The sequence below is a fragment of the Candidatus Laterigemmans baculatus genome, assembly GCF_010367455.1.
In the GTDB taxonomy this organism is placed as follows: Bacteria; Planctomycetota; Planctomycetia; order Pirellulales; family Pirellulaceae; genus Laterigemmans; species Laterigemmans baculatus.
The window spans coordinates 31,573-56,983 of sequence record NZ_WRPR01000024.1 but is presented as its reverse complement, the minus strand read 5'-3'; the positions used below and the strand labels follow the sequence as shown (position 1 = coordinate 56,983).

General features: G+C 63.7%; 17 protein-coding genes and 1 tRNA gene. 12 read left to right on the top strand and 6 right to left on the bottom strand.

Annotated elements, in window-relative coordinates:
* Positions 1 to 100 precede the first annotated feature (100 nt).
* From ilvB to GNK13_RS05390, 3 genes are all read left to right on the top strand, one after another.
* The gene (gene ilvB, locus GNK13_RS05400; RefSeq protein WP_235934791.1) at positions 101 to 1,876 is read left to right on the top strand and encodes a biosynthetic-type acetolactate synthase large subunit; all 1,776 of its coding nucleotides are present in this window, start codon (positions 101 to 103) and stop codon (positions 1,874 to 1,876) included.
* 465 nt (positions 1,877 to 2,341) lie between these two features.
* Complete coding sequence (locus GNK13_RS05395; RefSeq protein WP_164101426.1) at positions 2,342 to 3,382, top strand: SMP-30/gluconolactonase/LRE family protein; 1,041 nt, start codon at positions 2,342 to 2,344, stop codon at positions 3,380 to 3,382.
* A gap of 183 nt (positions 3,383 to 3,565) precedes the next feature.
* Entirely contained in the window at positions 3,566 to 5,035 is a 1,470-nt protein-coding gene (locus GNK13_RS05390) for a dicarboxylate/amino acid:cation symporter (RefSeq protein WP_164101425.1), read from the top strand.
* Positions 5,036 to 5,197: 162 nt separating this feature from the next.
* Here the strand turns inward: GNK13_RS05390 and mutS are convergent, their stop codons facing one another.
* Both mutS and GNK13_RS05380 read right to left on the bottom strand, forming a co-directional pair.
* Positions 5,198 to 7,882: a DNA mismatch repair protein MutS gene (mutS, locus tag GNK13_RS05385; protein ID WP_235934790.1), complete on the bottom strand. Its 2,685-nt coding sequence runs from the start codon at positions 7,880 to 7,882 to the stop codon at positions 5,198 to 5,200.
* A gap of 167 nt (positions 7,883 to 8,049) precedes the next feature.
* Positions 8,050 to 8,865 carry an NIPSNAP family protein gene (locus GNK13_RS05380; protein WP_164101424.1) on the bottom strand — a complete coding sequence of 272 codons (816 nt, stop codon included), beginning with the start codon at positions 8,863 to 8,865 and terminating at the stop codon, positions 8,050 to 8,052.
* Positions 8,866 to 9,083: 218 nt separating this feature from the next.
* On the opposite strand from GNK13_RS05380, the gene GNK13_RS05375 reads away from it, so the two are divergent.
* The 4 genes from GNK13_RS05375 to GNK13_RS05360 all read left to right on the top strand — a co-directional run bounded on the left by GNK13_RS05375 (position 9,084) and on the right by GNK13_RS05360 (position 13,856).
* Positions 9,084 to 10,298 carry a hypothetical protein gene (locus GNK13_RS05375; RefSeq protein ID WP_164101423.1) on the top strand — a complete coding sequence of 405 codons (1,215 nt, stop codon included), beginning with the start codon at positions 9,084 to 9,086 and terminating at the stop codon, positions 10,296 to 10,298.
* Positions 10,299 to 10,790: 492 nt separating this feature from the next.
* On the top strand, positions 10,791 to 11,891 hold the full coding sequence (locus tag GNK13_RS05370; protein WP_164101422.1) for a sigma-70 family RNA polymerase sigma factor: 1,101 nt from the start codon (positions 10,791 to 10,793) through the stop codon (positions 11,889 to 11,891).
* 262 nt (positions 11,892 to 12,153) lie between these two features.
* Complete coding sequence (purE, locus tag GNK13_RS05365; RefSeq protein ID WP_261345393.1) at positions 12,154 to 12,624, top strand: 5-(carboxyamino)imidazole ribonucleotide mutase; 471 nt, start codon at positions 12,154 to 12,156, stop codon at positions 12,622 to 12,624.
* Positions 12,625 to 12,716: 92 nt separating this feature from the next.
* Complete coding sequence (locus GNK13_RS05360) at positions 12,717 to 13,856, top strand: 5-(carboxyamino)imidazole ribonucleotide synthase (protein WP_235934789.1); 1,140 nt, start codon at positions 12,717 to 12,719, stop codon at positions 13,854 to 13,856.
* A gap of 197 nt (positions 13,857 to 14,053) precedes the next feature.
* Here GNK13_RS05360 and GNK13_RS05355 read toward each other — a convergent pair whose 3' ends face one another.
* The 3 genes from GNK13_RS05355 to pyrF all read right to left on the bottom strand — a co-directional run bounded on the left by GNK13_RS05355 (position 14,054) and on the right by pyrF (position 20,278).
* Complete coding sequence (locus tag GNK13_RS05355) at positions 14,054 to 17,140, bottom strand: valine--tRNA ligase (RefSeq protein ID WP_164101420.1); 3,087 nt, start codon at positions 17,138 to 17,140, stop codon at positions 14,054 to 14,056.
* A gap of 123 nt (positions 17,141 to 17,263) precedes the next feature.
* Entirely contained in the window at positions 17,264 to 18,961 is a 1,698-nt protein-coding gene (cimA, locus tag GNK13_RS05350; RefSeq protein WP_164101419.1) for a citramalate synthase, read from the bottom strand.
* 405 nt (positions 18,962 to 19,366) lie between these two features.
* A complete protein-coding gene (gene pyrF, locus GNK13_RS05345) occupies positions 19,367 to 20,278 on the bottom strand; it encodes an orotidine-5'-phosphate decarboxylase (RefSeq protein ID WP_164101418.1) in 912 nt (303 codons plus the stop codon).
* Positions 20,279 to 20,414: 136 nt separating this feature from the next.
* Between pyrF and GNK13_RS05340 the strand changes: the two genes are divergently transcribed.
* Positions 20,415 to 20,489 (top strand) — tRNA-Pro (locus tag GNK13_RS05340).
* Between the two features lie 217 nt (positions 20,490 to 20,706).
* On the top strand, positions 20,707 to 21,744 hold the full coding sequence (locus GNK13_RS05335; RefSeq protein WP_203545340.1) for a hypothetical protein: 1,038 nt from the start codon (positions 20,707 to 20,709) through the stop codon (positions 21,742 to 21,744).
* A gap of 65 nt (positions 21,745 to 21,809) precedes the next feature.
* Here the strand turns inward: GNK13_RS05335 and GNK13_RS05330 are convergent, their stop codons facing one another.
* Positions 21,810 to 22,892: a hypothetical protein gene (locus GNK13_RS05330; RefSeq protein ID WP_164101416.1), complete on the bottom strand. Its 1,083-nt coding sequence runs from the start codon at positions 22,890 to 22,892 to the stop codon at positions 21,810 to 21,812.
* Between the two features lie 310 nt (positions 22,893 to 23,202).
* Here GNK13_RS05330 and GNK13_RS05325 point away from each other — a divergent pair, with 310 nt between their 5' ends.
* From GNK13_RS05325 to GNK13_RS05315, 3 genes are all read left to right on the top strand, one after another.
* On the top strand, positions 23,203 to 23,370 hold the full coding sequence (locus tag GNK13_RS05325; RefSeq protein ID WP_164101415.1) for a hypothetical protein: 168 nt from the start codon (positions 23,203 to 23,205) through the stop codon (positions 23,368 to 23,370).
* Between the two features lie 164 nt (positions 23,371 to 23,534).
* Positions 23,535 to 23,924 (top strand): hypothetical protein, encoded by a 390-nt coding sequence (locus tag GNK13_RS05320; RefSeq protein WP_164101414.1) that lies wholly within the window; start codon positions 23,535 to 23,537, stop codon positions 23,922 to 23,924.
* A gap of 611 nt (positions 23,925 to 24,535) precedes the next feature.
* Positions 24,536 to 24,886: a hypothetical protein gene (locus GNK13_RS05315; RefSeq protein ID WP_164101413.1), complete on the top strand. Its 351-nt coding sequence runs from the start codon at positions 24,536 to 24,538 to the stop codon at positions 24,884 to 24,886.
* Positions 24,887 to 25,411 lie beyond the last annotated feature (525 nt).

The following is a 25,411-nucleotide window of genomic DNA, read 5'->3' as shown; positions in this document are numbered from 1 at the left end:
CCTCGCGCGTAAATGGCAACCTGGCGACTTTCCACGGTTACGACAACTTCCTTTACCTCACTTTTTTGAACTTCACTTCGAACGACGGAATCTTAAGGGCATGAGTACCACGAAAGCCGGAACCGACAGGCGTGTGATGACCGGAGCCGACATCCTGGTCCAATCGCTGGTCGATCACGGCGTCGAGGTTCTATTCGCGTACCCCGGTGGGTGCAGCATGCCGCTGCACCAGGCGTTGACGCGGCAAGGCGACCAGCTGCGCACGGTTCTGCCGCGGCACGAGCAGGGGGGAGCGTTCGCAGCCCAGGGCTACGCGCGGAGCACCGGGAAAGTGGGCGTCGTGATGGCGACCAGCGGCCCGGGAGCGACCAACCTGGTGACGGCGATCGCCGACGCCAAACTCGATAGCATTCCGCTGATCTGCATTACCGGCCAGGTTCCGACCGGAGTGATCGGGACCGACGCTTTCCAGGAAACGCCGATCGTCGAAGTCTGTCGCGGAATCACCAAGCACCACTACTTGGTCACCGACATTGCCGACTTGCCACGGGTGATGAAGGAAGCCTTCTACATCGCCACGACCGGTCGCCCTGGACCGGTGCTGATCGACATTCCCAAGGACGTCCAGCAAGATACGGTCGAAGTCGACTGGGACGTGCCGATGGATCTGCCGGGTTACAACCCGACGCCTCAACCGGTCGCCGCCGAGAAAGTCCGTCAAATTGCCGCTGCGATCCGCCGTGCTCGGCGGCCGGTGATCTACGCCGGCGGAGGGATCATCAACTCGGGAGCTTCGGATCAGCTGCGCGAGCTGGTTGCGAAAACGGGGATTCCGATCACGACAACCGTGATGGGGCTGGGCGTCTACCCGGGCGAAGACGAGTTGTCGCTCGACATGCTCGGAATGCACGGAGCGGCCTACGCGAACTACGCCGTCCGTGACTGCGACCTGCTGATCGCCCTGGGCGTGCGGTTTGACGACCGCGTGACCGGTCGCGTGCAAGCGTTCGCCAAGGACGCCAAGATCATCCACGTCGATATCGATGCGGCTGAGCTGAACAAGAACAAGGTGGCTCACATCCCGGTCTGCGGCGATGTGGCCGAAGTGCTGACCGAACTGAACAAGATCGTCGAAGCGCCGGAAGACATCAGTGAGTGGGTCCACCACTGCCAAAAACTGAAGCAACAACACCCCTTCAGCTACGACGAATCGTTCGACGGGATTCTGCAGCAGCACGCGATTCGCGAGCTCTACAAAGCCACGCTCGAACACGATCCGTACATCACCGTCGGCGTCGGTCAGCACCAGATGTGGGCCGCCCAGTTCTTCAAGTTCCGTCGCCCGCGGACCTGGCACAGCAGCAGCGGTCTGGGGACGATGGGTTTCGGCTTGCCCGCAGCGATGGGAGTCCAAGCAGCCCACCCCGGCTCGCTCGTGATCGACATCGATGGTGACGGCAGCTTCCAGATGAATATTCAGGAACTGGCGACCTGCTTCTGCGAAAAACTCCCCGTGAAAGTTTTTCTGCTCAACAACCAGCACCTCGGCATGGTCGTCCAGTGGGAAGACCGGTTCATGAATCGCAACCGAGCCCACACCTATCTCGGCCCGATCGACCACGAGGAAGCGAAGGGCCCGAGCGACGCCGACCGCTTCGCTTACGCTTCGGACCGCTACCCGAACTTTGTGACTATCGCCAAGGGGTATGGTTGCGGAGCGGCGACGGTCCGTCGCAAAGCCGACCTGCGGGGAGCGATCGACGAAATGATCGCCTACGACGGTCCGTTCGTGCTGGATGTGGAAGTCCCCTACCAGGAACACGTGATCCCGATGATTCCGTCCAACGGAACGGTGGACGACATGATCCTGCGGTAGGACCGGGCAACAAACCTTGAGCCGACGGCGCTAGCCGCGGGTTCGGCAGCGGAAATTTCGGGGCTGCGAGGCCCGAGGCTAGGCTCTGTCAGAAAACCGAGAACGACACCCTCCCCCCGGGAGGGTCGCGAGGAACGAGCGGGGAGGGTGATGCGCGACGTCGAGCCTTTAATTGGCGAGATTCAGCGGGCCCTCCCCGGGCCTAAGAGCCCGACCCTCCCGGGGGGAGGGTAATGCCAAAAGGGAGTTTTCTGACAGAGGCTAGCGCCTACGGCTCAGAAAGGTCGGATCCGCCGAGTTTTCAGGCAGAGTTTTTCGGCGGGTCGCTGGTTTCGAAGCAGCCGAGCAAGCACAATAGGTGAGTCTGTGTTTTCCCGCGGCAGCAGGGCTGCTGCGGGAACCCGCACCTGCGATGCTCTCCTAGCGCCGCTCCGACTTCCCTTCCGCCGACTCCTGCTGCTCGACATGCCTCGCCGCCTTCGCTCCCCCCGCGCCGTTTTCTTCGCAGTGCTGGTCGCCGCCTCCGGCTTGCCGGCCGGCGAGTTTCTGCCGAACGTCTCGATCGCTACGGCTCAGACTCCCGCAGCAATCGGCCGCATCGAGAGCCTCGATCCGGCTTTCGCCTCGCTAGTGGCCGAGGACGCGAAGATCGAGGTCATCGCCGACGGGTTTACCTGGAGCGAAGGGCCGCTGTGGGTTCCCAGTGCGTCCGGCGGCGAACTGCTGTTCTCGGACATCCCACGGAATACGATCTTCAGTTGGTCGGCCGCCCGCGGCGTGCAGACCTTCATGACTCCGAGTGGCTACACGGGCGTCACCTTCTACGGTTTAGAACCCGGCAGCAACGGGCTGGCGCTGGACGCCCAAGGCCGGTTGCTGGCCTGTGAGCACGGCGACCGCCGCGTCTCAATGCTCACCGCCGGCGGTGGGAAACTGACGCTCGCCGATCGCTACGAAGGACGGCGACTGAACAGCCCCAATGATTTGGTCGTCCACTCCAGCGGTTCGCTGTTCTTTACCGATCCTCCCTATGGTCTCCCCCAGCGAGCCGACGATCCCCGCCGCGAACTCGATTTCTGTGGGATCTTCCGGATCGATGCCGATGGGCGGTTGACGTTGCTCAGCAAACAGCTGGCTCGCCCGAACGGGATCGCTCTCTCGCCCGACGAGAAGACGCTGTACGTCTCGCAGAGCGATCCGGCCAAAGCGATCTGGATGACGTTTCCGATCGGCGACGATCTGACGCTCGGCGAGGGCACGCTGTTTTACGACGCGACCGACCAGGTCCAGACCCTGCCGGGGCTGCCCGATGGGATGTGCGTCGACGCAGCGGGCCACATCTGGGCGAGCGGCCCGGGTGGAATCTATGTCTTCAACCCGGCCGGCAAGCTGCTCGGCCGCTTGCTGACTGGAGAGCGGACCAGCAATTGCGCCCTCGGCGGCCCCGACGGCAAGACGCTGTTCATCACCGCCGACAGCTACCTCTGCCGCGTCCAGCTGCTGTAGGCAGATCAGCCGCCACGCTTCTTGCCATTACCCTCCCCGCTCGTCCCTCGCGACCCTCCCAGGCGGAGGGTGGCGTTCGGTTCGCTGACAGACCAGTAGATAAACGCGTCGCGCGGCGTTACCCTCGCGTCGACCCACGACGGGTCGAACTCCATTTCTTCCGCGTTGGCGAGGGACCGTCCGTTGTTACGTCTTGCGTTGCATTGGCAGATCTTGATCGGCATGGTGGCCGGGGCTGCGTTAGGGGTCGGGCTGAACGTGACCGCCGGCAGCGCCTCGGTCACGCTCGAAGAGAACCTGCCGGCGGGTCTGGAGCAAGTCGAAATCGACAGCTCGACCAGCCGCACCGAGATCCGCACCACCGATGACGCCGAGCGGCTCACGACCTACGTCATCGACCCCAGCTCACCCGATCCCGACGCCTTTCGCTCGCTCGGTTCCTTTGGCGAAGCCCATCCGGCCCTGGCCCGAATCTATCTCGAGCATGGCCGCAGTCCCGCACAGCGTTACGGCGAGTGGTTTCGCCGCCTCGGTGGCTTGTTTCTGCGGATGTTGCAGATGGTGGCCGTGCCACTGATCGTGACCTCGCTGATCACCGGAATCATGGGGCTCGGGGGAAGCGGAACCATCGGCCGGATGTTCCAGCGGACGCTGCTCTACTATCTCTCGACGAGCATGCTGGCGATCCTCACTGGGCTTCTGGCGGTCAACATCTTTCGCCCCGGGCTTCGCGGCGGCGTGATCGCTCCGGCCGCCCCCCCGCAGGTCACCGAAGCGAGCTCTCTCGGCGAGATTCTCTTCAATCAGCTCGAGGCGATGATCCCCAGCAATCCGGCGGCGGCCCTGGTCGAGCCCAATTTCCTCTCGATCATCGCCTTCACGCTCGCCTTCGCCATCTTTGCTTTGCGGGTCGGGGGAGCGACCGCGGAGCGGGTTCGCACGGCAGCTGAAACGGGTTTCGCCGTGATGATGGCCCTGACCACAGCGATCATTCACCTGGCGCCGCTCGGCGTGTTCTTCCTGATGCTCTACGTGACCAGCACGCAAGGGGCTGCGGTCTTCGCCTCGCTCGGCTGGTACATGCTGGCGGTCATCTCGGCCCTCGCCTTCCACGCATTGATCACGCTCCCGCTGATCATCCGGCTCGTCGCCAAGCGAAGTCCCTGGCTGTTCGCCCGAGCGATGAGCCCGGCTTTGCTGACGGCGTTCAGCAGCGCCAGCAGCAACGGCACGCTCCCGTTGACCTTGGCCAGCGCCGAAGAGAGGGCGGGGATCAGCAATCGCACCAGCTCCTTCGTGCTCCCGCTCGGGGCCACGATCAACATGGACGGCACGGCCCTCTACGAAGCGGTCGCCGTGCTGTTCATCGCCCAGCTGCACTTTGGCCAAAACCTGGAACTGACCCAGCAGCTGATCGTCGCTTTCACCGCGCTTCTGGCCAGCGTCGGGGCGGCCGGAATCCCTCACGCCGGGCTGGTGATGATGGTCATCATCCTCCAAGCAGTGAACCTCCCGGTCGAAATGCAAGGAATCATCCTGGCGGTCGACCGCGTACTCGACATGAGCCGCACGACCGTCAACGTCTGGAGCGACAGCTGCGGGTGCGCCGTGGTCGACGCCCTGGAAACCCGGACGTCAGGCTCGCCAGCCTGACAGTGCCCGGAAGCAAGCCTCCACCGTTACCCTCCCCCGGGGAGAGTCGGGCTCTTAGGCCCGGGGAGGGCCAGCAGCGATCTACGATGAAGCCCTCCCCGCTCGTTCCTCGCGACCCTCCCAGGGGGAGGGTGACTTCTCAGCACGCTGCGCTGGCCCCCCTCAGCGACTGACAGCCGGCGCGTCGTACAACTTTTTCTTCATTGCCTCGAGCGTCCGCAGCGCGTCGAGCGGCGTCAACGAGTCGAGGTCGAGGTTCTTCAGATCGTCCAATACCGGGTGATCGCAGTACCCGAACAGAGTCATCTGCAGCGCCCCGCCGCCTGACCTCGCTCCGGTGTTGGTTTTCGGGGGGGCGATCGTCGGTCGATCGAACTGGTCGCGGTGATCCTCTTCGAGTTGTGCCAGAATGTCTTTGGCCCGCTCGTTGACAGAGCTTGGGATCCCCGCCAGCCGCGCGACGTGAATTCCATAACTCTTATCCGCACTGCCGCGAATGATCCGGTGCAAAAACACGACGTGGTCATCCCACTCGCGAACCGCGACGTTCAAGTTGACCACGCGGGGCAGGGTGTCGGACAACTGCGTCAGCTCGTGGTAGTGGGTCGCAAACAGCGTCCGGCAGCCGATCCTCTCATGCAGATGCTCGGTGATCGCCCAGGCCAAGGAGAGACCGTCGTAGGTACTCGTCCCACGACCGATCTCGTCGAGGATCACCAGGGAGCGGGCGGTCGCCGTATTGAGAATTCGGGCGGTCTCCACCATCTCCACCATGAACGTGCTTTGGCCGCGGGCCAGTTCATCGCTCGCTCCGACCCGGGCGAAAATCCGATCGGTCAGTCCGATCGTGGCTCGCTTGGCCGGCACGAAAGCGCCGACGTGGGCCAGCAGCGTGAGCAGCGCGACCTGGCGGATGTAGGTGCTTTTCCCCGCCATGTTCGGCCCCGTGATGATCATCAGCATCCCGTCCTCCGCCGACGCCTGACAATCATTCGGCACAAACTCGCCCTGAGGCAGCATCGCATCGAGCACCGGGTGCCGTCCCTCCTCGATATCCAGCACCACCGAGTCGGACATTTCGGGCCGCACCCAGCCGCGACGGGCGGCGAGTTCCGCAAGACCGGCAACCACGTCCAGCCCCGCAATCGCTCCGGCAGTCAACTGCAATTGCTGCAAGTGGCGATGAACGTCGTCGCGGAGCGCCTGAAATAACTCCAGCTCTCGCGAGCTCGCCTCGTCATCGGCGGCTAATACTTTTTCCTCATACTCTTTCAATTCAGGTGTAATATACCGCTCGCAGTTCTTGAGCGTCTGCTTGCGGATGAAGGAAGCGGGGACCTTATCTTTGTGCGCGTTGGTGACTTCCAGATAATACCCAAAAACCTTATTAAACCCGACCTTAATGTTTGGTATTTGAGTCTCTTCGATTTGTTTCGCTTGATAGGCTGCGATCCATTGTTTTCCGCCCGCGGCTAACTCCCGCAGAGCATCGAGCGACTCGTCGAAACCGGGACGAATGAATCCGCCATCGGAAGCGGCTAGCGGGCACTCATCGACCAGACCTTCCTCGAGCCTCGACTGCAGCTCCGGACACACGTGCAGGTCCCCTTCCAGAGCTTTGAGAAAGGGACTTTGGCACTCGCCGAGCCGTTCCTTGAGCCGCGGCAGCATCGCCAGCGTCCGCCCAACCTGCTGTAGATCGCGAGGCCCCGTCCGCCCCGTGGCGACCCGTCCCAGCAAGCGGCTCAGATCGAACACGCCAGCGAACGTTTTGCGGATCTCTTCGCGCAGCTCCGCCGCCTTCACCAACTCCCCCACCGCATCGTGCCGCGCCGCAATCGCCTCGGCGTCGGTCAGCGGGGCCGAGAGCCAGCCGCCGAGCAACCGCGAGCCCATCGCCGTGACCGTCTGGTCGAGGACCGCCAGCAGCGAACCGTCGCGGGCTCCCGAGCGAATCGTCCGCGAGAGCTCCAGCGACCGCCGCGTCGCCGCATCGATTTCGACCACCGCCGAACGATGATGGGCCAGCAGCGCAGTGAAGTGGTCGAGCCCGCCGGGCTGCGTCTCGCGGAGGTAAGCTAGGACCGCTCCGGCAGCCTGGATCGCCGGCTCGTGCTCGTCGCCGAATCCGTAGCCCTCGAGATTGGCGACGCCAAACTGCTTGGTCAGCGTCCGCGTGGCTTCCTCGGCGGCGAACGTCCAGGCCGGCCGAAGCGTGTTCTGCCACCCCCGCGTCGTGTCGGGAGAAAGCCGCGGATCATCCTCCCGGTACAGCACTTCGGCCGGGCCAATGCGCTCCAGCTCGTCATCCAAGCGAGCCAGCGGAAAGACGCCCGCTTCGAACCGCCCGCTCGACAACTCCGCCCAGGCAACGCCCACCTGCTCGAGTTCCGACTCGCCGTCGTTGCCCACACCCTTCGAACTCGCCCCCTTGGAACTTGATCGCTTGGCCTGGGAGCGATAGACGGCGACCAGATAGTTCGCTTCGCGCGGGTCGAGCAGCTGGTCGTCGGTCAGCGTGCCCGCCGAAACGACCCGCGTCACTTCGCGACGGACCAGCCCCTTGGCCTGCTTGGGATCCTCCACCTGCTCACAGACCGCCGCCCGGTAGCCCGCGCGAATCAGCTTCCGCAGGTAGGCATCGAGCTGGTGGTGCGGGAATCCGGCCATCGGAACGCCATTCTCCTTCTCCCGATCGCGGCTGGTCAGCGTCAGCCCCAGCACCTTCGCGGCGATCTTGGCGTCCTCGTGAAACAGCTCGTAAAAGTCTCCCATCCGGAACAGCAACAGTGCGTCGCCACAAGCCTGCTTGGCTTCGTGGTATTGGCGCATCATCGGTGTCGTCATCGTGGCGGTTCGGGTGTCCGAGGGCGCGGGCAAACAGCTTGGCGACCCAAGTTATCGCTGACGGGCGAGCCAGAACAAGGACGTGCGCCTCGGAGAGTCGCGGAACTCTCCGAGAAGTCCGCCGCGCCAGCCAGCAACACCGGCGCAGAACGCAGAGTTCGCCCGCCCTACAGCTGCGAGTTGGGCAGCGAGCGGAGGACGAACTTGTAGATCTTGCTGACTGTCCCAGCGTAGTACGCCTCGCCGCTCAGCTTCTTCCAATCGGGGTGGGCGATGAACGTTTTCCAGGCCTGCTGCCGTGCCGCGTCGTCCGGATACACGCTCAGGTAAGTCAGCGACGGGGTGTGCGGTCCGAGCACCGCTTGGCCGAGGAACACCGGCTCGATGCCGCTGTCCAAGAAGATCGGGACCTCGCCACGGTTGAACATCTCCACCTTGCGATCGCCCAGTTTTTCGCTGCCGCTCTCATACGTCCGCAACTCATACACCCGGCTCGCCGCCGCGTTGGCTCCCTCGGCCGGCTTCGCCGTCGGCATCACCTCCATCGCAACCAGCAATTCGCTTTGGATCCGGTCGTACATCGGCCGAGCTGGCACGCCCGCTTCGATCGTCGAAGTAGCCTCGATGAACTGCTGATCCTCGCGGAGCTGGTCCCGCACTGCAGGAATCTGTTCGGCTCGTTCGTACGTGATGATCACGAACCGGTCCTGCGACTCCGCACCTTCGGCCGGAGCAAACAACCCAATCGGACCCGCCCCAGCCCTCCGCAGCGCCGGAAACAACACGTCGCTCAGGTAACGATCGAGCGCGATCCAATCGACCTCCTCGCCGACCACGTACCGCCGGACCTCATACAGCTGCCGAGCCCCAGTTTCAGCCGCCCCAGCTTCAGCGGTTTCTGCGGAAGTGGACGAAGCGGGCGGTTGTCCGTGAGCTGCAATTCCAAGCGCCCCGAGCAGCAGGAGGGCGAAAGCACCGCGCATGACTGAAGACTCCCAAGCGAGAATATGGTGGATCGAAGTGCGGGCCCCAACGCCTGTGGGCCTGGCACCGTAGATGGTACCTCAAACAGCCCCCCTTCGAGCGGAGCCTGGGCGTCAGATCGGCTTGACCGCAAATTCCGATTCCTGCTAGACCGAGAGCCCCTTGAGTAAATCGGCGACGATTTTCGATTTTTTTCAATCCTGCCCCGCGAGCGCTGATGGTCCAGCTGGTTGGCTCGACCGCATTTCCCCGGCCGGCCTCCGGTCCTGCTCCCGCACCTCTCGAGCGAGGGCTCCGCTCGCCGCTTGCCGCAGCGCCTGCCGATTCGTCAACCAGCCGCCGACTGCTCTGCCTCGTCCTGCTCTGCCTCGTCCTGCTTTGGACCGCTGTCGCCGGTGGCTGCCGCAGTCGGGCTTATCAGGACGTGTACGTCGAGAAGCTGACCGGTGAAATTCGGACGCTCGAAGACAAACTGCACGCGGCGGACTACTCCAACCACGTCCTCCGGCAGAAACTGGCCCGACTCGAAGCTCGCCAGGGCCGCGCCGCGAGCGAGCGGTTGCCCGCCGAAGACGCGGCTCCAGACGAGCTCGAGATCCGCATCGCTCCGGATCGCGACGCTGGGTCACGAGATCCAGGAGCAACGCGGGACACCGCTCCCAGCACGCCGCCTCGCCAAAGCACCCCGCTCCCCGCCGATCCTTCGGACCTCGACATCGAGATCGATCTTGGCGAGCCGGTCACCCCGGCCCCGATTCAGCCCGACGCTGGCCGGCCCGACGCTGGCCGGCCCGACGATGGCGAGCTCCCCGCACCTCCTTCCCTTCCGCCCGTGCAGCCGCTGCCGCCGCGAGCCGGCGAGTTCGAGACGCCCCCGATCGAGCTCGGCGAGCCCTTGCCGCCGGGCGAGCCGGATGACGACCAGACGCTGCCGCCGGGACAGATCCCGACGCCCGAGTCGGCGCGGCGGCTGTATCCCGCCACCCCAGCCACGATCGCGATCCACGCTGGGCTGAGCGGTCGGCACCACCACGACTCGGATGACGTCGAGGATGGTCTGTACCTGGTGCTGACCCTCGCCGACGCCGAGGGACGTCCGGTTCGCGCTCAACAGCCCGTTTCGGTCGTGGTCCTCGATCCAGCCCAGACCGGCGAAGCGGCCCGGCTCGGACGCTGGGACTTTACGGCCCAGGAGATCGAGGCCCACTACCGCCAGACCCCCATCCCCTCGCTTCAGCTGCCGATCCTCTGGCAAGAAGCCCGCCCGAGCGGCGACTCGGTGGCGGTCTTCGTCCGGCTGATGACCGATGAGGCGGAGCCGCTCGAGACCGATATGCTGATGGAGTTTCAAGCCGGTGCGGGGGGCGAATGGACCTCCCGTGGCCGGGGCACCTACTCGGCCCAGCTCGGCTCCGAAAAAGTCTGGGAGTGACGCCGCGGAACGCCTGAGCCGACGCTGCGAGCTCGCAGTCGGAATCAGCCGCCACGCGCTAGCGTCCGGTTCTCGCGAATCCCGCAACGCTCAAAACGCGGGCGGTTGGGTGACACCCGCGTCCCCCTCCCCAAAGATCGCTCAGCGACCACACATTCTACACATCCTCCCCAGATTCACTGGTTCAGCAGATTCGGTCTGGCCGCTGCGCTACCAGCTGAGCGCGCTGCGAACAGCACACTTCCCCACTTCTGGCACAATTTAGCACACACCCAGGCGGGGGGATGCAAAATTTCAGCTTGCCTTTTCCGCGATATCCCTCCACCGGGTCATTTGGTTCGGAACTTGCATCGGCTCGCGTCACACCCGCTGCTCCGCGTGACGTCCCCTTCGACACCCGCCCCGCAGGGCAGCAGGGAATAGGCAGACGGGCGGTTCTTGCGAGAGTCGCCATTTCTCAATTCGCGGCCGGTTCACATCGGGGCTTTTTTCATGACGACAGCGACCAAGAGTCGGTCCACCCGGGCAAGCATTGAGACGGGCAGTGGCTTCGACACCTTCGCAGCGTCGGACGTCACACCCGCATTTCAGCAACCGGCGTGGTTGCGTGACCCGGAGTTAGCCGCAGCGAACGCGGCTTGGCGTGCCCAGGCCCGGTCGGTCTGGGCGCTCGATGAGCGGCAGCTTCGCCAGCGCGTGCGGTCGCTGCTGCGAGAGGAAATCAGCTTCATCAACAATCCCCTGTTCCAGATGGGAGGGGCCGGCGACGAAATTTTTAACGAGCCGATCGGCCTCGACGTCGACGAGAGTGCTCCCAGTGCGGCTTCCTGTGCCGAGCTGACGCGCAAAGGCGAAATTAGTGACCTGCCGGCGCACCTCAGCCGGCTGTGCGAAGCCAAACTGCTCAGCCCCGAGCAGGAGCGGATGCTGTTTCAGCGAATGAATTTCCTCCGCTCCCAGGCGGCCTACTACCGCAGCCAACTCGATCCGGCCCGTCCCTCCCGCACCCTGCTGGCGCTCGTCGAGCGGTGCCTCGCCCTCGCCGACTGGCACCGCGACCGGATGGTCGAAGCCAACATGCGGCTGGTCTTCTCGATCGTCAAAAAGTTCGTCAATCGCAACAACGTCTTCGACGACTTGCTCAGCGATGGGATCATCGCCCTGATGCGAGCGGTCGACAAGTTCGACTACGACCGCGGTTTTCGCTTCAGCACCTACGCAACGCAGGTCGTCCGCCGCAACGCCTACCGCACCGTCGTGCAGAAGCAAAAAGAGAAGGCCAAAATGGTCGGCGGTTTCCAAGAACTCGGGCTGGATGTCAGCGACGAGGAGCGGCAACCGGCGATCAGCGAGCGCCGCTGGCACGAGCTGCGCAGCCGGCTGGCCGTGATGCTCGGCGACCTCGACCGCCGCGAAAAATTCATCATCCGCGCCCGCTTCTCGCTCGGCTCCCACGCCAAAGTCCACACCCTGCAGTCGCTCGCCGATCGGCTGGGCGTCTCCAAAGAGCGGGTCCGCCAACTCGAAAAACGAGCCCTCGACAAATTGCGGCTGATGGCCGCCGAGGTGCAACTGGCGGAGCTCGAAAGCTAAGCGGCTCGACGCGTTTGGCTCGAGGGATTAAAAAATCGAGCAGGCCCCGTGGCCCGCCGATTCGTTTTCCCTCCGCCCGCCCCGCAGGCTCCCGATGTCTGAACCGCCCGCACCGCACGGCTCCCCCGACGGCGGTTCCCCGGGTGGCGGTTCCCCGGGTGGCGGTTCCCCGGGTGGCGGTTCCCCGGGTGGCGGTTCCCCGGGTGGCGGTTCCCCGGGTGGCGGTTCCCCGGGTAGCAGTTCCTCTGGCCCCCCGCCCCGCGTGGGCGTGATTATGGGCAGCCGCTCCGATTGGGAGACGATGTGGCACGCCTGCGAGACGCTCGAGACGCTTGGCATTCCCCACGAGCGACAAGTCGTCTCGGCCCATCGCACGCCCCAGCGGATGATGCAGTACGCGGCCACCGCTCAGTCCCGAGGACTTCAGGTGATCATTGCCGGAGCCGGCGGTGCCGCTCACCTTCCCGGAATGGTCGCCTCCGAGACGCTCCTCCCGGTGATCGGCGTGCCGGTCCAAAGCCGGGCTCTGCAGGGACTCGATTCGCTCCTCTCGATCTGTCAGATGCCCGGCGGGGTGCCGGTGGCGACGATGGCAATTGGAACTTCCGGAGCTAAGAACGCGGGCCTGCTCGCAGCCCGAATCCTTGCCCTCCACGATCCGTCCCTGGCCGAGCGGCTCGAGAGGTTTGTCCAGGACCAGACGGCCAGCGTGCTGGAGTCGGCGGAGCTATGAGCGGTGCGGAGCGGAATCGAACGGGCGAAAACGTGCTGGAGCAAAGCAGCCCCAATCGGCCTGCACCGGGCCCCAACCGCCCAGCGCCGGAAATGTTCCCGCCCGGCGCGACCATCGGCATGCTCAGCGGCGGTCAGCTCGGACGGATGTTCGCGCTGATCGCCCAGTCGATGGGCTATCGCGTGGTGGTCTTTGACCGCCAGCCCGACTCGCCCGCCTCGCAAGCCGCCAATCAAACTGTCCTGGGCGACTTCGACGACACTGCGGCGCTCGATGCGTTTGCCGCCCTCTGCGATGTCGTGACTCTCGAGTGGGAGAACATTCCCACCTCGACCGTCCGCCGCGTCGCCGAAACGACCCCGGTCTGTCCCTCGGCGGAAGTGCTGCAGGTCGCCCAAGACCGTCGCCGCGAAAAACAGACGCTCGCCGACTTCGGGCTGCCGGTGACTCCCTTCCGAAGCGTCGACTCGCAGCAGGATGCCGAGCAAGCCGCCGCGGAGTTCGGATTCCCGATCGTGCTCAAGACGGCGCGCAGCGGCTACGACGGCAAGGGGCAGCAACTGGTGCGGACGCCGGAGGAACTCGCCGCCGCTTGCCAAGCGTTTGCTGGCGAGCCGCTGGTGGCCGAGCAGTGGATTACCCATCGACGCGAATTGTCGGTGATCGTCGCCCGCAATTATCGTGGTGAGACGGCGGTCTACCCGGTGTTCGAAAACCGTCACGAGCACCACATCTTGGATCTCTCGCTCTGCCCGGCCGAAGATTCGCAGCAGATTCAACAAGCAGCCGAAGGGATCGCCACGGTGGCTGCCGAATCGCTCGGCCTGGTGGGCCTGCTCTGCGTCGAACTGTTCGAGACGCAGGACGGCCAGCTACTGATCAATGAAATCGCGCCGCGGCCCCACAATTCGGGGCACCTCACGATCGAGGCGGCGGCGACGAGCCAATTCGAGCAGCAAGTCCGGGCGGTCTGTGGACTGACCCTTGGAGCGACCACGGTGCACCGCCCGGCGGCGATGGTCAATCTGCTCGGCGATCTTTGGCAGCCGACCCCGCCAGCATTCGAAAACGTGTTTGCCGTCCCGGAAGCCCATCTCCACCTGTACGGTAAAGCCTCGGCGAGAGCGGGTCGCAAGATGGGGCACATCACCGCCCTGGCCGACACCCCGGAAGAAGCGATCGCAAGAGCCCAAGCCGCCCGCGACAGCCTCAGCCGCGTAGCGGCGACATAGAATAGCCAGGGGCGTGAGCCCCTGGACCTCAGGCCAAAATACCAGCAAAAGCCCCAGCGGGGCGGCAGAGCAATCTGGTTCGAATCGATATCGCCCCGCTGGGGCTTTCGTGCGTTATCGACTCCGGGTTCCAGGGGCTCACGCCCCTGGCTATTCTGTTCCGCTCCGGCTGGGGCGTCGGCTCGCCTGCCGCGGCATCACCCCTTGTGCTGTTTGCTTCGCAGCGAGGCGATCGCTTGCTCGACGCCGCTGCGTTGCTGCTTCAGCTCGTCGAGACTTTCGCGTTCCTTGGCCACGACGTCCGCTGGAGCTCGCTCGACAAAACTCTCGTTCGCCAGCTTCTGCTCTTTGCCAGCGATTTGCTTGACCAGCCGCTCGAGGAGCTTGTCGTTCCGCTCGAGCTCGGCTTCCACGTCGATGAACTGCTCGAGATCGACGTACACGTCGACGTTCCGCTGAGGGATCGCCACGTGGGCGTGAGTCTCAGTGGGGGTCACTTCCAGTCCCCAGCCGATCGATTCGGCACTCGCCATTGATTCGAAGTAGGCGGTCATCGGCTCGAGCAACTGCTGCACCGAGGCATCGCAGCGAACGGCGAAGGGAACGGTTTCGCGGGGGGGAATATTTTGCCGGCTGCGGATCTCGCGGATCGCCCCCAAAACTTCTTGGAACAGTGAGAACTGCTGCTCGATCGTCGCGTCGACCAGCCCCGGATCGGGCTCGGGCCAACTGGCGATCATGACCATCGGAATCGCTTCGCTCGGCTGCAGTCCTCGCACCGGCGCGACGCCGCCGAGCGTCTGCCAAATCTCTTCGGTGACGAACGGCATCAGCGGATGCAGCAACCGCGTGAGCACATCCAGCGTGTGGGCCAGCACGCCTTGCGTCACCGGACGCGAAGCGGGATCGGCCAACCGCGGTTTGGCGATCTCGACGTAGAAGCTGCAGAACTCATCCCAGGCAAAGTCGTACAGCGCCCGAGCCGCCTCACCGTAGCGGTAGTGCTCCAGAGCTTCGGTGACCGTCAGCGTGGTCGTCGTCAAGCGGCTGAGCAACCAGCGATCCTCCAGCCCGAGCGACTGCGGATCGATCGGCTCGGGGCGGTAATCCTCGAGGTTCAGCAGCGCGAACCGCGTGGCATTCCAGAGTTTGTTGACGAAGTTGCGGCCCGCTTCGAACCGTTCGCTCACGACCGCTCCGCGGGGCAGGGCGAGGTCCTCGGCCGATTCGGCCCACTGGGTCGAGAACGGCTCGCCGCAGTGGGGACATTCGATCCGCGGCTGCGTGCGATTCTTCTTCGTCTGGTCGACCAGCTTGTTGCAGGCCGGGCACTCGAACTGGACCGGCATCCGCACGTCCTGAGTGTCGGTCGCCAGCCAGGCCAACCCGAACCGCATCGCATCGGGACCGAACTTGTCGATCACGTCGAGCGGATCGACGCCGTTCCCCTTCGACTTGGACATCGTCTCGCCGCTGCCGTCCAAAATCTTGGGGTGGATGAAGACTTCGCGGAACGGCACTTCGCCCATGTTGTTGATCCCCATCAACACCATCCGCGCCACCCACAGCGTGATGATGTCGCGGGACGTGATCAGCGTGCTGGTGGGATAGAAGTAACTCAGCTCGGGCGTCTGCTTCGGCCATCCGAGCGTGCTGTGCGGCCACAGCGCGGAGCTGAACCAGGTATCGAGCACGTCGGGATCCTGAGCGAAGCCGAGGGCCTCGATCTGCTGCTCGACGGCCGGGTCTTCCTCGCGAATGCAGACCTGCAGCGCCCCCTCGCCGTCATCCTGAAGCACGATCCGGCCTTCGGCGTAAGCCGGCAGCGCCTCGACCGCAGCGGTCAGTTCGGCCGCTTCCGCTCCGCTGGCATCCCGCCGCCAGATCGGAATCCGGTGCCCCCACCACAGTTGCCGGCTAACCGGCCAATCCCGTTTCTCACTCAACCAATCGAGATAGCCCTTGCGATACCGCTCGGGGAAAATCTTCACCCGCTCGTCGCTGACCGCATCCATTGCCGACTGAGCCAGCGTGTCCATTTTCACGAACCACTGATCCGCCAGGTACGGCTCGATCGGCGTCTTACTGCGATCCGAGTGGGGCAGCTCGATCTCGCGGTCTTCGATGTCGCCGAGCAGCCCCGCCTCCTCGAGATCCGCAACGACGGCTTTCCGCGCCTGCGGGATCGTCAGCCCCGCGTACGCTCCCGCGACCTCGTTGAGCGTCCCGTCGGGGTTGAGGATGTTGATCATCTCCAGCTCGCACCGCAGCCCGACCTCGTAGTCGTTCGGGTCGTGCGCCGGGGTGATCTTGACGCACCCGCTGCCCAGTTCGGGTTTGGCCCATGGATCGGCAACCAACCGCAGCTCGCGGCCAAGCAGCGGCAACCGCAACCGCCGCCCCGCCGCCGCCATGTCGCGGAGTTTTCGCAGCGTAGGCAGGTGAGTCGTCCGCCGCTCGGCGATCTGTGCCAGCTGCTTTTCGATTCCCTCGCGGTCTTTGGCCGGAGCCGCCGCCAAGCGTTCCTTCAGCTCCGCTTCGATTTTGTCGAGCGCCCCGTCGGGATCGGGATGCACAGCGACCGCCGTATCGCCGAGCATCGTCTCGGGCCGAGTCGTCGCGATCTCCACCTCGGTCGGCTCACCCGGCTGCGGGTCGATCACCGGATAGCGGAAGTGCCAGAAGTGGCCTTTCTTGGTTTCGGTGAAAACCTCATCGTCGCTGACCGCCGTCTGCAGATACGTGTCCCAGTTGACCAAGCGTTTGCCGCGGTAGATCAAGCGTTTGGCGAACAGATCGAAGAAGGTATTTCGGACCGCCGCGGCGCACTGCTCGTCCAAAGTAAACCGGGTCCGTCGCCAATCGCAGCTGCACCCCATCCGTTTGAGCTGGCCGAGAATCCGCGCTTCGTACTGGTCCTTCCACGCCCAAATCCGCTCGACGAGTGCTTCGCGGCCGAGATCATGGCGGGTTTTGTTCTCCTGTTCGCGGAGCCGTCGCTCGACGACCGCTTGCGTCGCGATCCCCGCGTGGTCGGTCCCCGGCATCCACAGCGTCTCGTAGCCCTGCATCCGCCGCATCCGGACCAGCGAATCCTGCAGCGTATTGTTCAGCCCGTGCCCCAAGTGCAGAGCGCCGGTCACGTTCGGCGGCGGAATCACGATCGTGAACGGCTTTCGCTCGGGATTGACTTCGGCGTCGAAGCAACCGGCCGCCTCCCACTGGGCATAGATCCGCGGGCAGGCCTCCGCATGGTCAAAACGATTCGGAATTTCAGTGGGCATCGGAAGCGAAAGTCAGAGAGTGAGTATGGGAAAGGTGATGTGTCCACGGTCGTGACAAAGTCGGCTTTATCAGCCGCCACGCGCTAGCGTCCGGTTCTGTCTGCAGTTTCCGGAAACCGGGGGCTAGCGCCCGGCGGCTGATGAGTTCTGATGCACGGCACCCGCCGTCGCACTCGGGCCGCCGGTATCGCCTTGGTTCTCGCCAGCGTCCTGACCCTCGACGCCCTCAGCCTCCGCGTCGAGCTTATGCAGCCGGTATTCGACCGCATCGACCAGCGCCCGCCAGCTGGCTTCGATGATGTTCTCGCTGACGCCGATCGTGCCCCAGGTATCGTGTCCATCGCTGCTGTCGATGTTGACGCGGATCTGCGCGGCGGTCCCGGCGGCCGAGTCGACGACCCGGACCTTGTAATCGACCAGCCACATTTCCGCCAACGCCGGATAGACTCCTTGCAGCGCTCGGCGGAGCGCCGCGTCGAGCGCATTGACCGGACCATTTCCCTCGGCCGCGTCGAGCGTCACGCTATCGCCGACCGATAACTTGATGATCGCTTCGGCAAAGGGCAGATGCGTTCCCGCGTCGCGGTCGCCCGCGACCACCCGGTACTTGATCGTCTCAAAATGCGGCCGGTAGGTCCCCGCCAGCCGCCGCACGAGCAAGTCGAACGAAGCGCCGGCCGACTCGAACTGATACCCCTGATTTTCCAGCCGCACGACCTCGGCCAAGATCCGGTCGGTCAGCTCGCGATCGGCTTGCACGTTGTGTTTTTCCGTCAGAGCCGCGATGTTGCTTCGCCCGCTCAGCTCGCTGACCAAGATCCGCCGCTCGTTGCCAACCAGGCTCGGATCGAGGTGCTCGTAGGTGCGGGCCGCCTTGTTGATCGCGTGCACGTGCATCCCGCCTTTGTGAGCGAACGCGCTCATCCCGACGAAGGGCTGATTGTTTCGCCACTGCAGGTTGGCCGTTTCGTAGACATACCGGCTGAGCTCGGTCAGATGGTCCAGGCTCCGCCCGCCGAGCACCTGGTAACCCTTCTTTTTCAGCTGCAAATTGGCCATCACCGAGACCAGGTCGGCGTTGCCACAGCGTTCGCCCACCCCGTTGATCGTGCCCTGCACCATCTCGGCTCCGGCATCGACCGCCGCCAGCGAATTGGCGATCGCCAGTTCGCAGTCGTTGTGGCAGTGGATCCCCAGCCGCACCCGGTCGCCGTCCACTCCCGCTTGCCGGAGTGCCTCGCGGGCTTCGCCGACGATCCGCGTGATCTCTTCGGGCATCGTTCCGCCGTTGGTATCGCACAGCGCGATCCAGCTCGCTCCGCTTTGCGCGGCGGCCAGAATTGTCGAGGCGGCGTACTCGGGATTGGCTTTCCAGCCGTCAAAGAAGTGCTCCGCGTCGTAGATCACTTCGCTGTGCCGGCGGAGAAACTCGACGCTCTCGCCGATCATCGCCAGATTCTCTTCGAGCGAAACCCGCAGGACCTCGGTCGCGTGGTAGTCCCAGGTCTTGCCGACGACCGTGCAGACTGCCGTCTCGGCCGCCACCAAAGCTCGCATCCCGGGATCGTCGTCCGGCCGCACGCCGCGGCGACGCGTCATCCCAAACGCACAGACTTTGGTCTCGCCCAGCGAGCGTTTGCGAATCTCGCGGAAGAACGCTGCGTCCTTCTCATTCGAGAGCGGATAGCCCCCCTCGACGTAATCGATCCCGATCTCCGCCAACCGCTCGGTGATGTTCAGCTTGTCCTGCAACGACAGACTGACCCCTTCGCCCTGGGTTCCGTCCCGGAGGGTCGTATCGTAGATGGAGATCGGACGCATGGCTCGAATTGCTCTCTGCAAACGCGAAAAAATGGAGGCCGGTCGGGTTACAAAAAAACCCCCGAGGCTGCCGCGCCTCGGGGGTGATGTGAATCGGTGATTGATGTCAACGACGATTCCCCGTCAGGCCCGGCCCTCGGCCGCGCTGATAATGACGAGAATCGAAATCAGAGTCGATACGGTTGACATAGTGCCTCAAGGGTAGAACGCAGCCGCCAAGACTGTCAAGAGCCTCCGTGGCCCCCTCTCCCCCGCGGCTTGGCCGCGAACGACCGCTCCGCAGCCAAGCCGTGGGGGAGAGGGCGGGGGGTGAGGGGGCTCTCGCAATCCGGCTCGTGTCGCCAATGAATGCATCCCGCCCCCCCAAACTCTCTCCTCCACCTGGCCGCGCCCGTTGTCCCCGCCTCACTTCACGAAATCGAGCGCCGCGTTCATCTCCCGCGTGGCCGCCTCGACCGCTTCCTGCCAGCGGCTGTCGCCGTACTTGTCCTGAAATTCGCGGCGGGCATGGGCGAAGATGATGTGCCGCGAGCTATTGACGATCGCCCCCAGCCCTTGAGCGTCAAAGCCTCCGCGAACGTCGTCGGCTCCGCCCCCTTGGGCTCCGAAGCCAGGGATCAAGATCCAGGCGGTCGGCATTCGCTCGCGGAGTTCGGCCAGCTGCTCGGGGTAGGTCGCTCCGACGACCGCCCCAACCGGACCATAGCCCGAGGAGCCCACGCGGCTGGCGTTCTGGGCCGTCACCAAATCGGCCACGTGCTCGTAGACCGCCACGCCGTCGGTCACGCGATCCTGCAGCCAGCCGCCGCCCGGGTTGGAGGTTTTGACCAGCACAAAAAGACCCGCATCCCGAGCGTCGCACTGTTCGATGAAGGGCTGCAGACTGTCTTCGCCGAGATAGGGACTGACGGTCAGCGCGTCGCTCCCCCACGGGCTCCGTTCGCCGCGGCCGAGATAGGCGTCGGCGTAGGCTTCGGCGGTGCTGCCGATGTCGTTGCGCTTGCCATCCATCACGACCAGCAGCCCCTGGTCGACCGCGTGGCGGACGATCTCGCCGAGCACGACCATTCCGGCCGGCCCAAGCTGTTCAAAAAAAGCGGCCTGCGGTTTGACGACCGGGACCAGCGGAGCGACGCAGTCGATGATTCCGCGGCAAAAAGTCCCAAACGCCTCGGCGACCGCAGCGGGGGAAGCGTTTTGCGGAGGCCGCAGCCCGGCCGGCAAGCTCCCGAGCCGCGGATCGAGCCCCACGCAGACCGGCGAGCGGCAACTGCGCACTTTTTCCGCCAAGCGGTCACTAAACGAAACAGACGACATCGGCACACCTCCGCTCCGAGCCCGGAAAATCGAACAAAACCCGCCCAATCGGCCCCGGCAGCCTACCGCGAACCGGAATCCGTGTCGGGTGGCGTTGAACCCGAAGCCAACTTCTGGCATATTTCCCCACTTGCCACGGGGTGTAGCGCAGCCTGGTTAGCGCGTTTGACTGGGGGTCAAAAGGTCGCAGGTTCGAATCCTGTCACCCCGACTTAAAAAGCCGGTGTTTTCTTTATAAAGAAAGAACCGGCTTTTTTCGTGCGCGGTCCGCTCCGCCGGAGGCCCGAAACCGCCTCTGATACCATTTTGATACCAATCCGCAGGGGTCCGACGCTCATTGACCGGCTGAAAAAGCCGAGCAGACTTTGACCGAAGGTGTCCAGGACGGAGGCGAGAATCGCCTCTTCATCACCCACGGCGGAGCATCAATGAACGGCCCCTTCTACTGGAAAGCGCGAAAAGGTTGGTACGTCAAGGAAGTCGATGCCCAGCAGCGGCGCACGAATCGGCGTCTCGCCGCAACCAAGAAAGAAGCCTTCGAGATCTGGAAAACGGAGGAGGCCGCCAAGAGGCCGGACAGCGTCAAGCTGGAGACGATCGTCAGCAAGTATCTCCTCTGGGCCGATCGCCAAGCGTCGATCGGAGCGCTCAATCCCGTGACGGTCGAAAGCTACGAGTGGTATCTGCTCCGACTGCTCGACCGACTCCCCGACCAGTGGGTCGACGAACTGAAGCCCCACCACCTCGCCGACTGGATCGCCGATTCGGGCTGGGGTGCGGCCGGCGAGCGCAACGCCATCTCGGCGATCAAGCGAGCTCTCAACTGGGCAGTCGAGCAGGGGCTGATCACCACCAACCCGATCGCCAAGATGAAGCGCCCCGCCACGCCGCGGCGGTCGGTCGTCGTCGAGGCCGAGATCCACAAGCAGTTGATGGAGGCCGTCACCGACGTGAAGTCGAACGGGCGGATCGATCGCCAGTTCCGACTCGTGCTGGTCGCGGTCAAACACTGCGGAGGTCGACCGCAGGACGTCGCGCGCTCGAGTCGAGTACGTCGACGCGGAGGTCGAGACCTGGTCGCTGCCGGAGCACAAGAAGGCGCGAGTGACCGGCCAGCCGAAAATCGTCTACCTGTCGCCCTGCCTGCAAACCGTCACTCGGATCGCCATGCACGGCCGGACCGACGGGCCGCTGTTTCGATCGCGGGCCGGGGCGTTGACCACCAACGCGATCACCTGCCGCATGCGACGACTGCTCGATCGGCTCAACCTGCCCGAAGGAACGGTCGCCTACAGCTACCGGCACACCTATATCACCGACGCCCTGCAGAACGGCGTCGACGTCGCCACAGTGGCGGAGCTAACCGGGACCAGCCTCGAGATGATCCAGCGGCACTACGGCCATCTGGCAAAGCGGCGAAAAAAAGGGTCAGGAGCCAAATTGGCAATCTGGGGCATTTCCGCTAGCGGCTTTGTTCCTAAAACGCATCTCGAGTTTCCAGCGATGGGCGGTCGTTTCCACTCAGCCGCTCTCACCCAACGGTATCCGCGAACCCCCTCCAAACAGCCAATTTGGCTCCTGACCCCTTTTCTCTACCAGCGGACGTCACTACTTCCACTGCTCTCCGGCTTGATTTCAAATTGGTGAATCGCAGCGGAATGTCCGGGGCAGTCAAAGTGACGTCCACGCGGCGTCTGTCGCGACCGATCCGCCGAGGGTTGGCAACGTCCTCTACGAGGAAGTGGATCTGCATGCGCAAGCCTTGCACGGACTCTAGGAAATCGCGTTTAGCAGCAGCGTACTCGCGGCTTTTCTGGATCGAAGTCCCATCGCTCTTGTAGGCCGTCAACAATCGGTCAGCGCAATCCTTGAGGGACAAGTCAATTGTCGTGAGCGATTTTTGGGTGATCGCCTGCAGCCCCGAGACCGTTGCCTGATCCTGATCGCTGAGCCCTAAAGTGTTGGCCTCTGAGGCCGCGATGCAGTGCGCGACGTCGTCGAGCGACAAATCATCGAACTGGACCTCGATGACGGTGCCGTCCTCTTTGAGAAGCGTGGCTGTCTTGCTTTCAATGTCGCAGTCGAGCAGCTTGGCCATAATTGAGCTGTCGCCCGCCCTGCTGTGCCATTCCCGAATGGACACGGTGGTCTCGACAGCGGGAGCAGAGGGCGCAGGTGAATCTGGTTCGTCGGGGTCTGCATCGGCCGCGACTTCCGCTTCCATGGAACTTTCCGCTGGGAGTTCAAACTCGGCAATCGCTTCTGGTTCGGACGAGTCCGGCGAAGCGATCTGTCGCTCTAGCGACTCGAGTCGTTTCCGCATCTCCGCTAATTGCAGCTGAAGCGCGGCTTCCCGCTTTCTCGTCTCCTCGTGCAGCGACGTTTGCCGGGCGAGCGTCGTGCTGAATCTGGTCGAGTTCGCCGACAATTGGGCCTTGTGCTTGTCGCGTTCGGAGACAGCTTCCTTAACCTGGGCTCTCAAAGCTGACGTTTCGTTGCCGTGTGTGACTACGAAGTAGAGCGAGCTGCCCACGAAAGCAATGATGGACCCGAGCGTGAAAAACGCGAAGACGGTAAAGCCGTCGCCACGACTGCGGGATCTGCGGGAATTCATTGAGCCGATGGAACGGAGTGCGAGGAACGGAGGCGGAGTACAACTCTAGGCCAAGCAAAGTGGCTGTGATGGCTGCATCCACGGGAGGGACGCGAGCGGTCTCGCAACCGCAGCCTGCGACCATGGAATCACAGGAAGGTGCCGAGCCGACGCTACGGGGTGCAGAGGCACCGATGAGCGGTGCTACCCCCCCGAATAGTACTTAAGGGTGCACGCGTACGTCAATTCGAACTTCGCCCAGACGGCGGGCCAGGGACCTCATAGGGATCGTTTCCCGCCGGCCGTTGTGGACTTCGGCGAAGAGCCGTCCGTGACGCTCGTCGCGGGTGATGGCCACCCACTGCTGTGGATCTTCGCTGGCCCGGACGCCGGATTCTCAGTCCTCGACCTGCTGAGCCAGCTTCGCCCCCAGCGGCCCCGCGGCCAGCGGCGGCTCGATTGGTCGGTGCTCCGTCCGCCCGAGCTCCCGGCTGGATAGGCGTTTCGCCTGCCATTGGCCCTCCCGCCGGAATTTTTTTCCCAATCCGGAAAATTCTTTGCTAGCAATGACCGGAGGTGTCACTGCACAAAACGACAGTACCGGAAGAGGAACTTGGCCAGGATGCGAGCTGAACCACTGAAGACTGTCGAGAACCATCCAAGATGACTGCGAGAAGATCCTCCAGAATCACGAATACCCCCCGTAAATTCATCGTCGAGATCCGCGAAAAGGGAGCCCCGCCGAAGGTCGTTGCAAACCAGGTTTCACTGGCGGTCGCCCGGACGATCTGCCGCGAGCTGGTGCGGCCGAGCGTGTATGCCGTCGTACGGCGAGTGGACCAGGCCCCGCAGGAGCGAGAAACGCCGCGGACCTACTCGGTGTGGCTGTGGGACACGCAGCAGCGGATTTGGAACCGCGCGACCGAGCCGATGGAGTTCCAGGAAGCCTACCACTGGGTCCGCTCCTGGGAGCGGAATCCGATCGCCTGCCTGGCCCTCGTCTGGCCCGGCTGGGCCGCCGAACCGCCGCAGCTTTTGGACGCGGTCGCTTGATACCAAAGTGATACCAAACCCGACGGAGGAGGGCAAAAAACCCAGTATTTTGAAGAATTTTGCCGAAAACGCCGGAATCCGTAAGTACTTACTTTACAAGCACTTACGGATTCCGGGAGCGAACTGGGGGTCAAAAGGTCGCAGGTTCGAATCCTGTCACCCCGACTTTGGCTGAGGCACTCGAGTTCCGCTCGAGTGCTTCAGCCTAAGTAGAGAGTGGAGAAGAGGGAGTAGGACCGTCGAGCTTTGCCGTGGCGAAAATGTCGCCGCAGGGTGCGACGCTCGCGGCTCGAACCAGCCTCTCTTCACAACTCATTCTGCTTTCCACTGCTCGACTCTCTTCTCCCGGAGCAGCGGAAATGTCTTCCCGCGCGAGAAACTCCGCCTCTAAACGGGCTCGTAGCCGCAACTTCCTTAACGAGATTGGCTCGACAGCGACGTCTTCTCCCGCGGTATTGCTCTCACCTTAGCTGTGCACGCCGATTCGTGGCAAAATCGTTTAACGGCAAGCCGCAGGCGACTGTGTTTCAAACCGATTTATGCCACTGCACAACTCGAAGGCCGACCGTCGCTGCCGTCGTCGGCTGAGGGATCTAGCCTGGGAACGCGAGTTGCGAGCTGAAATTCGCAAGCTTGCTGAGGCGATCCAGGAAATGGATAACGGCAAACTGACCCCGCACGAGGTCAACGACCGCATCCACACCTTCCACAACGACGCCTCCAGGGACCTTTGGGTCCGTTACACGCACGCTGACACTTCCCTTTCCGTGGCTCGCGCCTACTACGACGGCTACCTCACCGACGACGATCTTGCCGAGGCGACGCCCGGAGTCCTCGAAGACATTCGACACGGGACCCGCCTCATCCAAGACGAAATGGCGCAGGAAGCCGAAGGCGAAGAGACGAACGGCGACTCACCCCGCAGTTCCGGCCCCCGAGAGCCGCGAAGCGGCGGCAGTTGAGCCGACCAAGCGGGCAGAAAATCGTGAATTCAGCGGCTTTATGATTGCGGAGACGCCATGAGCAAGCCGCCTACTAGCAACAGAAAGTAGCGGCAAGCTAGGCGAACCATCGATTGCATTGGGGACCGCGATGGTCCGTCTACGGCGTCGCTCAGTCCCTCGCCACGGCCCTAATGAATCGTTCCGTTATCTGAGAACTAAGCCCTCCGCCAGTTCTCTGTGCGCCCGAGCTACTATGTCGAAAAAAAGGGTCAGGAGCCAAATTGGCAATCTGGGGCATTTCCGCTAGCGGCTTTGTTCCTAAAACGCATCTCGAGTTTCCAGCGATGGGCGGTCGTTGGTCGAAAAAAAGGGGTCAGGAGCCAAATTGGCAATCAGGGACATTTCCGCTAGCGGCTTTGTTCCTAAAGCGCATCTCGAGTTTCCAGTGATGGGCGGTCGTTTCCACTCAGCCGCTCTCACCCAACGGTGCCCGCGAGCCCCCTCCATACCGCCAGTTTGGCTCCTGACCCCTTTTCTCTAGTG